This window comes from Gordonia iterans (assembly GCF_002993285.1).
Taxonomy (GTDB): Bacteria; Actinomycetota; Actinomycetes; order Mycobacteriales; family Mycobacteriaceae; genus Gordonia; species Gordonia iterans.
In genome coordinates this window covers 1,717,620-1,732,047 of record NZ_CP027433.1, presented here as the reverse complement: position 1 = coordinate 1,732,047, position 14,428 = coordinate 1,717,620, and the positions used below count along the sequence as shown (strand labels likewise).

The window sequence follows — 14,428 nt, the reverse complement described above, 5'->3', positions numbered from 1 at the left end:
GGTCGAGGCCACGCCGGGCGGGTTCGAGTTCTCCCCCGCAGGCCAGGTACCGTCGAAGACGTGCACGACTCCCCTCAGGCTCCCCGGCGGCGACACCGTCCGGCGCTGATCGCGCTGGTGATCGTCGCCGGTTGCGCGTGCCTGGCACTGGGCTGGTGGCAGTGGGGGCGTTTCGAATCCTCCTCCGGCACCGGCCAGAATCTGGGTTACGCCCTGCAGTGGCCGGCGTTCGCCGTGGCGATCTTCTGGGCCTACCGCCGCTTCGTGGTGATGGAGGCGGACCCGGAGGTCGCCGAAGCCGAACGCACGCGCGGCGGACCCACGGAGATCCCCGAGGGCCTGCTCCCCGAACGGCCGTCCGCGCACGACCCCGCGGTCGCCGCGCTGGCCGACGACGCCCCGGACCCGGCACTCGCCGAGTACAACCGCTACCTGGCCGAACTCGACGAACCGAGTCCGGCGCCCGCACCACCGAAGGACCCCACGTGACCGAGAACCCGTCGACCGACACCGCGGCAGCCCCGACGTCCCGGCCGGTGACCGTGCCGATCGACAAGATCCGCTCGGCATTCGTCCGATATCGCGTGATGGCCTGGGTCACCGGTGTCTGGCTGCTGGTCCTGGTGGCCGAGATGATCGCCAAGTACGGCTACGACGTCGACCTCGACATCATGAAGTGGGTCCCGATCGTCCACGGCTGGGCGTACGTGCTGTACCTGATCTTCACGGTGGATCTAGCGGTCAAGATCCGCTGGCCCGCGGGCAAGACGATTCTGACCTGCCTCGCCGGAACCATCCCGTTCCTGTCCTTCTGGGTGGAGCACAAGCGCACCCAGGAGGTGCGCGCAGAGTTCGGTCTATAGCGACACCCAGTCGCCACCGTCCCGGCCGGCTCGGGCCGGTGGCGTTCACTCCGTGGCCAGTGAGCGCAGCGCAGGCACGAGCTTGGCAAGCGCCTTGCCGCGGTGACTGAGCGAATCCTTCTCGTCGGCGGTCAGTTCTGCCGAGGTGCGTCCCGCGGCCAGGTCGTCGTCGGGCACGAACAGCGGGTCGTACCCGAAGCCGTTCGCCCCGCGACGTTCGACGACGATGCGCCCCCGCCATTCCCCGCGCGCGACGGCGTCCTCGCCTTCCGGCAGCACGAGGGCGCACACGGACACGAAGGCGGCGCCGCGGCGCTCGGGGGGAACGTCCGCGAGTTGCGCGAGCAGCAGGTCGTTGTTCGCCGTATCGCGGTCCACGCCGTCGTTCGTGGCACCGCTCCATCGCGCGGACAGCACGCCGGGCATCCCGTTCAGCGCGTCGACGGCCAGCCCGGAGTCGTCGGCGAGCGCGGGTAACCCCGTTGCGGCGGCAGCGGCGCGCGCCTTGATCAGCGCGTTCTCCTCGAAACTCGCGCCGTTCTCCACCGGTTCCGGATACGCGCGAACGTCGCCGAGACCGAGCACGCGCAGGCCGCGGATGCCCGCGCCGTCCATCACCCGCCGCAGTTCTGCCAGCTTCTTGGCGTTGTTGCTGGCCAAGAGCACCGTTCCGGCCGGGGCCGCGCCCGCGGAGTCGCTCACGCCGCCCTCACTCGGCGGTCGGGAGCTCGCCCGGATACGGCTCGGCCAGGGCGGCGCGCTGCGCCTGCACCAGTTGATCGATGCCCACCGAGGCGACGTCGAGCAGTTTGTCGAGGGTGCCGCGCGGGAAGGTGGCCCCCTCGCCGGTCCCCTGGATCTCCACGAAGGTGCCCGCATCGGTGGCGACCACGTTCATGTCGACCTCGGCCCTCGAGTCCTCTTCGTACGGAAGATCCAGCCGGACGCGGCCGTCGACCACGCCCACGCTCACCGCGGCGATGATGCAGCTCAGCGGCTGCGGATCGGCCAGCTTCCCGGCCGCGCCGAGCCAGGTGACGGCGTCGGCGAGGGCCACGTAGGCGCCGGTGATGGCGGCGGTGCGGGTGCCGCCGTCGGCCTGCAGGACGTCGCAGTCGATGGCGATGGTGTTCTCCCCCAGCGCGGCCAGATCGATGCACGCGCGCAGCGACCGGCCGATGAGGCGGCTGATCTCGTGGGTGCGGCCGCCGACCTTGCCGCGCACCGACTCTCGGCTGGAGCGCTCGTGGGTCGCGCCCGGCAGCATCGCGTACTCCGCCGTCAGCCATCCGAGGCCGGAGCCCTTGCGCCAGCGCGGCACGCCCTCGGTCACCGAGGCGGTGCACAGCACGCGGGTGTTGCCGAAGCCGACCAGGACCGAGCCTGCCGGATTGGTGGTGAAACCGCGGGTGAAGGTGATGGGCCGGAGTTCGTTGTCAGCGCGTCCGTCTGCTCGTGTGGTCACGTCTGAACTCTATCGCGGGCCGGGCATTGCGGGCACAGGCAGCCCGGCCGCCCCAGCGGCCTTCCCGATCGAGGTGCTCCGCGTCATCGAGGAATCACGGTGACCGGCACCGGCAGTCCCGGCGCCCGGGCCAGCCGCCCGTCCCGAGTCAGCACATCACCCTCGACAGCGAGGGCTGCGGCAACGTAGAAGGCATCGGCGACTCGCACTCCGTGACGCAGCGGCCAAGCAGCGGCGAGCAGATCCTCGGGGGCAATTCGCTCTATCGGCATCGTCACCAGCAAGTCGATCGCCGTACTCGCTTCGTCAGCGGTGAGCATCCCCCGGCGTTCGAGCCTCGCGAGGGCTGATCCCACCTCCGCATCGAGGATTCCAGGCGACCACAGCTCGCGCCCCATCATGGCGGCGAGGCCGGATTCCCGCCCGCGCAGAGGCAGGATCGAGTCGACCACGAGGCTCGCGTCGACGACTGCTGGTCGAGTCACTGATCGAAACGCTCGTCGGGGTCGTACTCCGCCCGCGCCTCCGCGATCGCTTCGGAGGTGTCGAACTCGCGCAGGACCGGATTCTCGCGTCGCACGCGTTCAGCCCACTCCGCGAAACGTGGACGACTCAGATCTCGCCGAAGTACCCGGGTGACGTACTCCGACATCGTCGAATGCTCGGCACGCGCGCGCACTCCCAGTTCGGCGTGCAGATCGTCGGGGAAGTTCTTCACCTGCAGGTTCGCCATGGCATGACTCTAGCATGCTTATGTCATGCCGGACGATGGGTCTCAGCGGTCGCGCTTCCGGAGTCGCCTCAGCCGATCGCCCAATGACGGGCCCGCGACCGGTGCAGGCCGCTCCGCTACCAGGTCGACGATTCGTGACCACGGGACCTCAGCGCGAAACGCCGCACACTGACTCGACGGATTGCGACCGGCCGCCTCGATACGCGAGACACCGCACCGCAGGGTAGCTTCCGTCTCTCCCAGCGCTTCGGCCAACCACAGCAGACCCGGCGCGCAACGGAAGTGATTGTAGAAGTGCTTACCACTGGTCGAGGGGTTCTTCCGGCCGTATGCACCCGGACCGTTGTACTCGCCCAGCCACCCGAGCAAGTGCTCTCGTTGATCCTTGTACCGAGTGGAAGCCGGGTGATCTCGCTCGAACTGATCGGTCACTGGCTGCGCCGCCGGCAGCGACTCCACGAGGGCGCGCAGATCATCGACATGAACATCGCCGTCGACGACGATGCAGGACTCACCATTCATCTGCCATCCACCTCGAAAACCTGGTCGCCTTGTGACCTTAGTCGTTGATGGCCTTGACCGCGACGCGTGCGGTCGATGGCTTGGGGAAGAAGCACCGAAACGGGCCGTCATCAGTCACTGACGAGCACGCGCCAGCACAAGACCAACTCTTTGGGGACTACTCTTGGTGCTGCTGGCGCCTACGCTTCGTGTCAACCCCCTGTCGAGCAGCGGCTTTCGCAGCAGCTCGGGACACATATCGCACGGTTGCGAATGCAGCGGAATCTGAGTCAGCAGAGACTCGCCGAGTAGGTCGGTATCAGCACCAACCACCTGCAACTACTGGAAAGCGGCAGGCGCTCGAGGTGCCGCTGGCGGAGTTGCTGGACGAAAGCGCCTGAAACCGACGCTGCCGGTTGCGAGAGGTGGTTTCGACACGGGCTCCTGCGTCACCCGGCTCAACCAGCTGCGAGTCTGCGTCTTCGTCGCGGGCCGGGCATCGCGGGCACCGGCAGCCCGACCGGCACACCGCGACAACTCGGCACCACCGCGACATCTCGCCCGTCACCGCGACAGCTCGTCACCACCGCGACGATCGCGGGTGTCTCGACGGTGCCGACCAGTCGCGGTGCCTTTCGAAACTGTCTCGACGGCGCCGCCCTAGCCCGGGAACGGCGGGCGGACCTCGATGACCTGGCCCTGATGGACCAGTTGCAGCGGGCCCTGGTACTCCTCGCGAGCTTCGTCCAGGATCACGTCGGCGTCGGTCCACGGCACCACGTGGGTCAGGGCGAGCGAGCGCACGGCGGCGCGGGTGGCCAGGCGCCCGGCTTCGACGCCGGACAAGTGCATGTCGGCGGGGCGGGCAGCCGGGTCGTGCGTCCAGGAGGCCTCGCACAAGAACAGGTCGCTCTCGCGGGCCAGGTCGACGACGACGTCGGCGTACCCGGTGTCACCGCTGTAGACCAGGACCTCGCCGTCCGGGCCGGTGATGCGCAGACCGAACGTCGACGGCGGGTGCGACACCTTGAACGGCTCGACGGTGAGCCCGTGAACGGTCACCACCTGCCGGTCCACCCATTCGTGCACTTCGTACGTGTCACTGATGTCGTCGATCTCGCCGGGGTACTCCGACGACGCGGCGCCGATGCGCAGCGCGGTCCCGGGCGGCCCGTACATCAGCGATCGCCCGGTGGCGTTCTCCGGCGCCCACCGGCGCCACACCAGCATTGCGGGCAGGTCCAGACAGTGATCGGCATGCAGGTGCGAGAGCAGCACCGCGACTCGGTTCGGGTTCGCGTGCTGCAGCAGTTCACCGAAGACGCCGTGTCCGCAGTCCACCAGCACCGGATCGTGCCCGTCGGCCTGCAGCAGGTACCCCGAGCACGGCGCGCCGGGGCCGTTCACACTGCCGGAACACCCGAGGACCGTCAAACGCATGGGGAACACTCTGCCACGCCGGGCCCGGAAACCCGTACCAAACCCCGGCCTTGACCGAAGAGTTACCCGGTCATTGTGACAACAGCCGATACCAGAAAGTGGCGGGGCTTACACGTGGGTCACATGTCCCACGGTGGGACCGAGAAATCGGGTCGAGAGCCGCCGGAACGACTCCGGATCGCCGGTCGCCGAGAACACCCGAGCGGCCCCCCGATCGGAGTGCGGATGCAGCGTGTCGGTCTCGGTGAGCACCCGGAAGGTGTCCTTGGCCGTCTCCTCCGCACTCGACACCAGCGTCACCTCGTCACCCATCACCAGCTGGATCACACCGGCGAGCAGCGGATAGTGCGTGCAGCCGAGGACGACGGTGTCGACGCCGGCCTCCTGCAGCGGTTCCAGGTAGCCCTCCGCCAGCCCGAGGATCTGCCGGCCGCTGGTGATCCCGCGTTCGACGAAGTCGACGAATCGCGGACAGGCCACCGCCGTCACCTCCAGGTCCGGCGCGGCCGCGAACGCGTCCTGATAGGCGCGCGAGGCCACCGTCGCCTCCGTGCCGAGCACTCCTATCCGGCCGTTCTTGGTCGCCACCACCGCGCGGCGGACCGCCGGGAGCACCACCTCGATCACCGGGATCGGCGCGTACCGCTCGCGGGCGTCGCGCAGGCACGCCGCCGATGCGGTGTTGCACGCGATCACGATCGCCTTGACCCCGCGGCGCATCAGTTCGTCGCCGATCGCCAACGCGTGCCGACGGATCTCCGGGATGGTCAGCGGGCCGTACGGACCGTTCGCGGTGTCGCCGATGTAGAGCACGTCCTCGTCCGGCAGCTGATCGATGATCGCCCGGGCCACGGTGAGTCCGCCGACCCCGGAATCGAAGATCCCGATCGGAGCGAGGTTCGTCTCGCCGTCGTTCATCTGGCCGTCAGCGATGGGGTGCCTCCCGAGTCCGGGGAACCGCCGCGTCGGTCGGTTCCTGCGAGTATCCAGGCTGCCAGGATCCCACCCAGCGCGCCGAACAGGTGCCCCTGCCAACTGACCGACCCGCCCTGCGGCAGAACGCCCCAGAGAATGCCGCCGTAGACCGCGAGCAGCGCCAGACCGCCGAGCACCTGCAGAAAGCGCCGGTTGAACAGGCCGCGCACCATCAGATAGGTCAGCCAGCCGAACACGATGCCCGAGGCGCCGACCGTGACCGTGCCTGCCGGTGCGAGCAGCCAGACGCCGAAGCCGGAGACCACCCACACCACCGCGGTCACCACCAGGAACCGGCCGGCCATCAGCAATAGGAAACCCAGCACGGCTCCGGGGATCACGTTGGCGATCAGATGCGCGAAGTCCGCGTGCAGAAGCGGCGCCCACAGGATCCCGGCCAGGCCGTCGGCCGAGCGCGGCCGGATCCCGTCCTGATCGAGTTGGTAACGCGTCGCCGCGTCGACGGCCTCGATCACGAACAGCCCCATCACGATGAACACCATCGTCGTCGCGCACCGCCGCCATCTGGGCCACGGACGACGTTCCGGTGCCGGTGCGAGCGAGCCCGTCACCGTGTGCTCCCGGCCCCGAAGGCCGAGCCGAGCACGTCCCGGTACGCGGGGATCGCTCCGACCGTCGTCGCGGCGACCACCGCGGAGACGACGGCTCGCTGCACCGCGGTCGCCGCGGCCTCGCACAGCGCGGCGGTCAACGGTGCGGCGGGGTCCATTCCCAGCGGCATCGGCGTCGCCTTCGCGTCCGCCGTCCGCGCACCGGTCGCGACGGCGAACAGGGTGTCGCCGTCCAGCGGAGAATGCGCAGGCCGGATCGCCCGGGCGAGGCCGTCGTGCCCGGACATGGCGAGTCTGCGCGTGGCGGCCACCGACAACGCCGCGTCCGTCGCGACCACGCCGATCGTGGTGTTCAGCGGCGTGCCCTTGTTCGCGAGTCCCGCGTAGACCGCCACCTCGCCGGGATCGGGTGGCACCAGCCCGTGATGCTCCAGATCGTCGCCGCCCCACGGCAACCCGGTACCCGGATCGATCACCGCTCCGACCGGATTGGCGACGACGAGCGCACCGACCGTCAGGCCGCACGCCGGGCCGTCGTCGAGCGTGATCGACGACGTCCCGATCCCGCCCTTGAGTGCTCCCGCCCGGGCACCGGTCCCGGCGCCCACGGTCCCGATCGCGAACTCCTCGCCGACCGCGGCCAGCGCCTGGGCACCGAAGTCCGCGTCGGGCCGGTTCTCCCAGGCGCCGACGGGCAGGTCGAAGATCACCGCGGCCGGCACGATCGGCACCACATGGCCGAGCAGGTCCATCGGCAGGCCGCGGCTCTGCCGCTCCAGCACCGACATCACGCCGTCGGCGGCCGCGAGCCCGTAGGCGCTGCCGCCGGACAGCACGATCGCGTGTGCCCCGAGCACCGTGTTCACCGGATCGAGCAGATCCGTCTCCCGCGTGCCCGGGCCGCCGCCGCGAACGTCCACCGCGGTGGTCGACCGGTCCGGGACGGTCACCACCGTCGTCCCCGTCGCCCAGCCGCGTCCGGCTTCGCTGAGCGTGCCGACCGTCACCTCGCGGTCCAGCCTCGTCGTATGCCCCACACCGATCCCGGGGACATCGGTGATCCTGTTCAATACGCTCCCGTCAGCGCTTCGACCAGCAGTTCCTGCACCACCGTCAGCCACTGGTACACGTCGTAGTGCCCGGCGTACGGATCATCCGCGCAGGGTGCGTGCGGCTCGTCGGTGATCCCGAGCATCGCACCCAGAGCCAGCCGGACGTCGTTCAGCGCGGTGAGCCACTCGTCGGCCTGCGCCGGGGTCAACTCCACGTCGCCGCCGTCGGCCGGCAGCGTGTCCAGCAGGACCCGCGCCGCAGCCAGCTTGGCATCGATGATCTGCGGCTCGTTGATACTGCGCAGCCCGCCGTTCAGATCGGCGGCCACCGGACCGGCGGCCGGCGCCTCCTCCTGATCGGGGCGGTGAAAGTCCGGCAGCAGCCGACCCAGCGTCACGTCGCGCGGGGCGGTGGTGTGTCCGGTGCGGATCCCGGTCAGCTCGGTCAGCTCGTCGCGCGGTGCCGAGTCGGCGCGCTCGATCAGCAGCTCGGACGTCGAACCCACCATCGAGGCGAGCAGTTGGCACTCGTAGCTCTCCAGGTTGGAACAGATCCTCAGGTCGGCACCGTCCCCGCGCCGCGTCCACGTCCGCATTACTCGTCGTGCTGCATCGTCGCCCACAGGCCGGCCGCATGCAGTTTGCGGACATCGCTCTCGACCTTCGACCGGTCGCCGGAGGAGACCACGGCCTTGCCCTCCTGGTGGACCTGCAGCATCAGCTCCCGCGCCTTGGGCTCGGGATAGCCGAAGATCTTCTGGAAGACATACGAGACATAGTTCATCAGGTTCACCGGGTCGTCCCAGACGATCGTCACCCAGGGTCGATCGACCACAGACTCGGGTTCGGCGACCGCCGTCCCTGTGCTCGTCCCGGGTGCCGCTTCCTCCAGGGCCATGAGCTATAGGGTAGCGAATGTGACCAGTACCGCGCTGCTGACCGATCAGTACGAGCTCACCATGATCTCCGCTGCGCTGGCGGCCGGCACCGCCGACCGCCGAAGCGTCTTCGAGGTCTTCGCCCGGCGGCTGCCCGACGGCCGCCGCTACGGCGTGGTGGCCGGCACCGGCCGGGTGCTCGACGAGCTCGAGCGATTCCGCTTCGGCCCCGACGAGATCGCCGCACTGCGCGAACGGTCGATCGTCGACGACGACACGCTTGCCTGGCTCGCGGACTACCGGTTCTCCGGCGACGTCGACGGCTACGCCGAGGGCGAGCTGTTCTTTCCCGGCTCCCCCGTGTTCACCGTCCGCGGCGGCTTCGCCGAGTCGGTGCTCCTGGAGACGCTGATCCTCTCGATCCTCAACCACGACAGCGCGGTCGCCTCCGCCGGCGCCCGCATGGTGTCGGCGGCGGCCGGACGGCCCATCATCGAGATGGGCTCGCGCCGCACGCACGAGCGCGCTGCCGTGGCCGCCGCCCGCGCGGCCTACCTGTCCGGACTCGCCGCCACCAGCAACCTCGAGGCCGCACGGACGTACGGGGTGCCCAGCGCAGGCACCGCGGCTCATTCCTGGACGCTCTCGTTCACCGGCGACGACGGTCCCGACGAGCGCGCTGCCTTCGCCGCCCAGATCGCCCGGCTCGGCACCGGAACCACCCTGCTCGTGGACACCTACGACATCACCACCGGCGTCCGCAACGCCGTCGAGGTGGCGGGTCCCGCGCTGAACGCCGTGCGCATCGACTCCGGCGACCTCGGCGTTCTCGCCCGTCAGGTGCGCGCCCAGCTCGACGAGTTGGGCGCGGTGAACACCAAGATCGTGGTCTCCGGCGACCTGGACGAGTACGCGATCGCCTCGCTGCGCGCCGAGCCGGTCGACCTGTACGGCGTGGGGACCTCGCTGGTCACCGGCAGCGGCGCCCCCACTGCCGGCATGGTCTACAAGCTGGTCGAGGTCGACGGCGTGCCGGTGGCCAAACGCGCCAGCCACAAAGAGAGCCAGGGCGGCACCAAGCGCGCGGCGCGGGCGGCCCGCGACACCGGGACGGTGGTGGAGGAGATCATCTACCGGGACGGCGCCGCACTGCCGGAGAAGGTCGCCGGTAATCTGAACGTCCGCGCCCTGCAGATCCCCCTGATGCGCGCCGGCCGCCGCGTCCCGGACCTGCCCGACCTGGAGGCCTCCCGCACCCACCTCGCGCGCGGACTGGTCAGTCTTCCCTGGGAGGGACTGGGTCTGAGCCACGGCGACCCGGCCATCGGCACCCGCTTCGTCAACACCCCGGAGGCATCATGAGCCGCGACGCGCACCGTGCGCTGATCGTCGTCGACATCCAGAACGACTTCTGCGAGGGCGGCTCCCTGGCCGTGCGCGGCGGCGCGGCCGTCGCGGGCGCGGTGACCGGCCTGATGGCCGAGTACCCGACCGTCGTCGCGACCCGTGACTACCACATCGATCCCGGCGACCACTTCTCCGACGAGCCCGACTACGTCGACTCGTGGCCGCCGCACTGCGTCGTGCACACCGACGGCGTGGCCTTTCATCCGTCGCTGGACACCGAGCCGTTGGCCGCGGTGTTCTCCAAGGGCGCGTACAGCGCCGCGTACTCCGGATTCGAGGGCGCCGACGACGACGGTGTCGCGCTCGCCGACTGGCTGCGCGAACACGGCATCGCCGAGGTGGACGTGGTCGGCATCGCGACCGACTACTGCGTGCGGGCCACCGCGCTGGACGCCGCACGCGCCGGACTGAAGACCCGGGTGCTGCTCGACTACACCGCGGCGATCTCCCCGGAAAGCTACGCCGGCGCCGCGGCCGAGCTGCGCGCGGCGGGCGTGGAACTGGTCGGCGAACTGCTCTACACGGGTTCCTCGGCCGAGTGAGTCCTCCCGACGTACCCGAACTGCTCGATGCCGCCGTCGCCGCTCTCGGCGGCTCCCGCCGTGAAGGCCAGATCGCGATGGCGACCGCGGTGGGCGACGCGATCGACCGGCAGCGGCATCTCGCCGTCCAGGCCGGCACCGGCACCGGCAAGTCGCTCGCCTACCTGGTTCCGGCGATCCGGCACGCGGTCCAGTCCGGCGACACCGTCGTCGTCTCCACCGCGACCATCGCCCTGCAGCGGCAGCTGACCGAGCGGGACCTGCCCCGCCTCAGCGCCGCTCTGACCGGCCCGCTGAAGCACGAGCCGTCGTTCGCCATCCTCAAAGGCCGCGCGAACTACTTGTGCCTCAACAAGATCCACTCCGGTGCCGCGGAGGAGCCGGAGGACGGGATGTTCGACGCCTTCGACCTGTCCCGGATGGGCCGGGACATCAAGCGGATCCGCGAGTGGGCGAGCGACACCGACACCGGAGACCGGGACGACCTCTCCCCCGGCGTCGACCACAAATCGTGGCGGCAGGTCAGCGTCAGCTCCCGCGAGTGCGTCGGAGCCGCCGCGTGCGAGTTCGGCGACGACTGCTTCGCCGAGGCCGCCCGCCGCCGTGCCGCCGACTCGGACGTCGTGGTGACCAATCACGCCATGCTCGCCATCGACGCGATGAGCCCGGCGACGATCCTGCCCGAGCATTCGGTCGTCGTGGTCGACGAAGCGCACGAGCTGGTCGACCGGATCACCTCCGTCGCCACCGAAGAGGTCTCTTCGGCGGGCGTCGGCTATGTCAGCCGCCGCGCGGGCAAGCTGATCTCCACCGAGACCGCGGAGACACTGGCCGGAGCCGCCGCCCAGCTGGAGGAACTGCTCGACGAGGCCCGCGTCGGCGAATGGCTGCGGTTGCCGGCCGGGGCCGCCGAGGTGCTCGCGTCGCTGCGCGATCGACTCTGGGAGGCCCGCTCGGAGATCTCCCCCGCAGGCGAGAAGAAGCCGGCCGATCCGGATGCCACAGCGGCCCGGCAGATGGCGATCAGCGCGACGGAGAACCTGCACGACACCGTCGTGCGCATCCTCACCGTCTTCGGCGAAGCCGATCCCGCGCAACGGCACGACGTCATCTGGCTCGCCGAGGAACGGATCCGCGGCGGCGATACGAAGCGCAGCCTGCACATCGCTCCGCTCACCGTGTCCGGCCTCCTGCGCACGTCACTGTTCACCGATTCCACGGTGATCCTGACCTCGGCCACGCTGACCGTCGGCGGCAACTTCAACGCGCTCGCCCGAACCTGGGGACTGCCACCGCATACCGACGACGATGCGGACTCGGAGGACCGCACCTGGCGCGGCCTCGACGTCGGCTCGCCGTTCGACTATCCACGCTCGGCGATCCTGTACGTCGCCGGGAAGCTCCCGCCGCCGGGCCGGGACGGCCCGGCGGCCGCGACGCTCGACGAGATGGTCGATCTGATGAACGCCGCCGGCGGCCGGACACTCGGACTCTTCTCCTCCATGCGGGCGGCCACGCAGGCCGCCGAGGCGCTGCGCGAGCGGGTCGGCTTCCCGATCCTGTGCCAGGGCGACGAGATGACGTCGTCGCTGATCGAGAAGTTCGCCGCCGACGAGGCCACCTGCCTGTTCGGCACCCTCTCGCTGTGGCAGGGGGTGGACGTTCCGGGACCGTCGTTGCGCCTGGTGATGATCGATCGCATCCCCTTCCCACGGCCCGACGACCCACTGCTCGCCGCCCGGCAGCGGGACACCGATGCGCACGGCGGCAACGGATTCCTCGCCGTCTCGGCCAATCACGCGGCACTGCTGCTGGCCCAGGGCGCCGGCCGCCTGCTGCGCGCGGACGGCGACCGCGGAGTGGTCGCCGTCCTCGATTCACGACTGGTCACCGCTCGCTACGGCGGCTACCTGATGGCGGGACTCCCGCCGTTCTGGCGCACCACCGATCCGGCCGCCGTCCGGTCCGCGCTGCGCCGGCTGAGCGCATCATGACCGCCGAGCAAGGCCGTGACCTCTGGGAACACCTGGGCGCCCACCCGGTGTTGTCGACTCCTCCGTCGCTCAATCATCGAAACACCTCCCCTCCCTCGATGGTTGAGCGAACCTCCCTCTCGATGGTTGAGCGAACCTCGCTCTCGATGGTTGAGCGAGCGCAGCGAGTCGAAACCACCGCCGACACCGTCGTCGGGACCCGCTTCGCCGTCTGGGCCCCGAATGCCCGCGCGATCTCCGTCGTCGGGGACTTCAACGACTGGACCGGCGGAGCCCACCCGATGCACCGCGGCGCGGACGGCGTGTGGTCGGCGACCGTGTCCGGTGCGGCCGTAGGCGACCTCTACAAGTACCGCATCACCGGCGCCGACGGCGTGGTCCGGCACAAGGCCGATCCGCTCGCGTTCGCCGCGCAGCGCCCGCCTGAGACCGCTTCGGTGGTGACCGCTCCGTCGTCGTACGTCTGGCACGACGACGACTGGCTCGCCCGCCGTACGAGTCGGCATCACCCGGCCCGGCCGCTGTCGGTCTACGAGGTGCATCTGCCGTCCTGGCGACCCGGCCTCGGATACCGGGACATCGCCGATCTGCTCGCAGATCACGTTCTGGCGCAGGGATTCTCGCATGTGCAGCTACTTCCTGTCACCGAGCATCCCTACGGTGCATCCTGGGGCTATCAAGTCGGCTCGTACTTCGCGCCGACCGCGCGACTCGGGACCGGCGACGACTTCCGATACTTGGTCGACCACCTCCACACCCGAGGCGTCGGCGTGCTGCTCGACTGGGTTCCCGCGCACTTTCCCAAGGACGATTTCGCGCTCGGCCGGTTCGACGGCACCGCGCTGTACGAGCACGCCGATCCACTGCGGCGAGAGCAGCCCGACTGGGGAACCTACGCCTTCAATCTCGGCCGCCAGGAGATCCGCGACTTCCTGATCGCCAGCGCTCTGTTCTGGTGCACCGAGTACCACATCGACGGCCTGCGGGTCGACGCCGTAGCGGCGATGCTCTACCTCGACTACTCGCGCGAACCCGGTCAATGGCGGCCGAACGACCGCGGCACCCACGAGAACGACGAAGCCGTGGACTTTCTCCGCGACCTGAACGACGCAGTGCACCAGCGGATCCCGGGCGCATTGATGATCGCCGAGGAGTCCACCGCCTGGCCCGGCGTCACCGCACCGACCGAACACGGCGGCCTCGGCTTCGACCTCAAGTGGAACCTCGGCTGGATGAACGACGTCCTGGACTTCGTCTCGCTTCCCCACGAGGAACGACGACGCGCCCAGGAGCACCTCGTCTTCTCGCTGACCTACGCCACCGCGGAGAACTTCGTGCTGCCGCTCAGCCATGACGAAGTGGTTCACGGCAAGGGCACTCTCTGGTCCAGGCTTCCCGACGGATCCGACCGCGCGGCCGGCGTCCGCGCCCTCCTGGCCTACCAGTGGGCGCATCCGGGCAAGAAGCTGCTGTTCATGGGCCAGGAGTTCGGTCAACCCGCCGAATGGTCCGATGTCGACGGTCCGGCGTGGGAGCTGCTCGACGCACCCGCGCACGCCGGGATCGCGCGCGTCGTCACCGACCTCAACCAGCTGTATCGGGAGTTGCCCGCGCTGCACGAGCTCGACTGCCGCACAGACGGATTCAGCTGGCTCGACGCCAACGACACCACCAACACGGTGATCGGCTTCCTGCGGCGGGGAACGTCACCGGACGCGCCCGGACACACCGTCGCGTGCCTGTTCAACTTCTCGACTCGAGATCTGCACGACTACCGGATCGGGCTGCCGTCCGGCGGCGTCTGGCGCGAGATCCTGAACTCGGCGGCGCGCGACTACGCGGGCCACGGCGTCGGCAACCTCGGCGCGGTCCAGGCGCTTCCGGAACCCAGCCACGGTTACGACTTCAGTGCGCGTCTGACGCTTCCCGCGGAGTCCGCGGTGTTCTTCGTTGCGCCGGTCGCCGGATAGGCGTTTCGACACGGACTCGGCTGGCGCCTCGTCCGG

At 69.8% G+C, this 14,428-nt stretch carries 17 protein-coding genes; 7 read left to right on the top strand and 10 right to left on the bottom strand.

Features of this window, described 5'->3' with window-relative positions:
• The first annotated feature begins 60 nt into the window (after nt 1–60).
• Nucleotides 61–489, top strand: coding sequence for a transcriptional regulator (locus C6V83_RS07960; protein WP_105941948.1), 429 nt, complete (start codon nt 61–63; stop codon nt 487–489).
• Complete coding sequence (locus C6V83_RS07955; protein ID WP_105941947.1) at nt 486–863, top strand: DUF3817 domain-containing protein; 378 nt, start codon at nt 486–488, stop codon at nt 861–863. The genes C6V83_RS07960 and C6V83_RS07955 overlap by 4 nt, the downstream gene beginning before the upstream one ends.
• A 45-nt stretch (nt 864–908) precedes the next feature.
• On the opposite strand, the gene rdgB is transcribed toward C6V83_RS07955, so the two are convergent.
• The 4 genes from rdgB to C6V83_RS07935 all read right to left on the bottom strand — a co-directional run bounded on the left by rdgB (nt 909) and on the right by C6V83_RS07935 (nt 3,061).
• The gene (rdgB, locus tag C6V83_RS07950) at nt 909–1,565 is read right to left on the bottom strand and encodes an RdgB/HAM1 family non-canonical purine NTP pyrophosphatase (RefSeq protein WP_267893977.1); all 657 of its coding nucleotides are present in this window, start codon (nt 1,563–1,565) and stop codon (nt 909–911) included.
• Nucleotides 1,566–1,572: 7 nt separating this feature from the next.
• On the bottom strand, nt 1,573–2,328 hold the full coding sequence (rph, locus tag C6V83_RS07945; protein WP_105941946.1) for a ribonuclease PH: 756 nt from the start codon (nt 2,326–2,328) through the stop codon (nt 1,573–1,575).
• Between the two features lie 83 nt (nt 2,329–2,411).
• On the bottom strand, nt 2,412–2,813 hold the full coding sequence (locus C6V83_RS07940; RefSeq protein ID WP_105941945.1) for a type II toxin-antitoxin system VapC family toxin: 402 nt from the start codon (nt 2,811–2,813) through the stop codon (nt 2,412–2,414).
• A complete protein-coding gene (locus C6V83_RS07935) occupies nt 2,810–3,061 on the bottom strand; it encodes a FitA-like ribbon-helix-helix domain-containing protein (protein ID WP_105941944.1) in 252 nt (83 codons plus the stop codon). The genes C6V83_RS07940 and C6V83_RS07935 overlap by 4 nt, the downstream gene beginning before the upstream one ends.
• A gap of 405 nt (nt 3,062–3,466) precedes the next feature.
• On the opposite strand from C6V83_RS07935, the gene C6V83_RS18305 reads away from it, so the two are divergent.
• Nucleotides 3,467–3,631, top strand: coding sequence for a hypothetical protein (locus tag C6V83_RS18305; protein WP_159067469.1), 165 nt, complete (start codon nt 3,467–3,469; stop codon nt 3,629–3,631).
• 591 nt (nt 3,632–4,222) lie between these two features.
• Here C6V83_RS18305 and C6V83_RS07925 read toward each other — a convergent pair.
• From C6V83_RS07925 to clpS, 6 genes are all read right to left on the bottom strand, one after another.
• Nucleotides 4,223–5,002, bottom strand: a complete 780-nt coding sequence (locus tag C6V83_RS07925; protein WP_105941942.1) for a cyclic nucleotide-degrading phosphodiesterase — start codon at nt 5,000–5,002, stop codon at nt 4,223–4,225.
• 108 nt (nt 5,003–5,110) lie between these two features.
• Complete coding sequence (murI, locus tag C6V83_RS07920) at nt 5,111–5,920, bottom strand: glutamate racemase (RefSeq protein ID WP_105941941.1); 810 nt, start codon at nt 5,918–5,920, stop codon at nt 5,111–5,113.
• The gene (locus C6V83_RS07915) at nt 5,917–6,480 is read right to left on the bottom strand and encodes a rhomboid family intramembrane serine protease (RefSeq protein WP_105941940.1); all 564 of its coding nucleotides are present in this window, start codon (nt 6,478–6,480) and stop codon (nt 5,917–5,919) included. Before C6V83_RS07915 ends, murI begins: the two co-directional genes overlap by 4 nt.
• 65 nt (nt 6,481–6,545) lie before the next feature.
• Nucleotides 6,546–7,619, bottom strand: a complete 1,074-nt coding sequence (locus tag C6V83_RS07910; protein WP_105941939.1) for a P1 family peptidase — start codon at nt 7,617–7,619, stop codon at nt 6,546–6,548.
• Complete coding sequence (gene aosR, locus C6V83_RS07905) at nt 7,616–8,197, bottom strand: oxidative stress transcriptional regulator AosR (protein ID WP_105941938.1); 582 nt, start codon at nt 8,195–8,197, stop codon at nt 7,616–7,618. The genes C6V83_RS07910 and aosR overlap by 4 nt, the downstream gene beginning before the upstream one ends.
• Nucleotides 8,197–8,499: an ATP-dependent Clp protease adapter ClpS gene (gene clpS, locus C6V83_RS07900; protein WP_105941937.1), complete on the bottom strand. Its 303-nt coding sequence runs from the start codon at nt 8,497–8,499 to the stop codon at nt 8,197–8,199. Before clpS ends, aosR begins: the two co-directional genes overlap by 1 nt.
• Here clpS and C6V83_RS07895 point away from each other — a divergent pair.
• The 4 genes from C6V83_RS07895 (at nt 8,498) to glgB (ending at nt 14,392) form a co-directional block, all read left to right on the top strand.
• Nucleotides 8,498–9,841: a nicotinate phosphoribosyltransferase gene (locus C6V83_RS07895; protein WP_199832607.1), complete on the top strand. Its 1,344-nt coding sequence runs from the start codon at nt 8,498–8,500 to the stop codon at nt 9,839–9,841. The genes clpS and C6V83_RS07895 overlap by 2 nt on opposite strands.
• Entirely contained in the window at nt 9,838–10,428 is a 591-nt protein-coding gene (locus C6V83_RS07890) for an isochorismatase family protein (RefSeq protein ID WP_105941935.1), read from the top strand. The genes C6V83_RS07895 and C6V83_RS07890 overlap by 4 nt, the downstream gene beginning before the upstream one ends.
• Nucleotides 10,425–12,422: an ATP-dependent DNA helicase gene (locus C6V83_RS07885; protein ID WP_105941934.1), complete on the top strand. Its 1,998-nt coding sequence runs from the start codon at nt 10,425–10,427 to the stop codon at nt 12,420–12,422. Before C6V83_RS07890 ends, C6V83_RS07885 begins: the two co-directional genes overlap by 4 nt.
• A gap of 122 nt (nt 12,423–12,544) precedes the next feature.
• Entirely contained in the window at nt 12,545–14,392 is a 1,848-nt protein-coding gene (gene glgB / locus C6V83_RS07880) for a 1,4-alpha-glucan branching protein GlgB (protein WP_105941933.1), read from the top strand.
• The last annotated feature ends 36 nt before the right edge of the window (nt 14,393–14,428 follow it).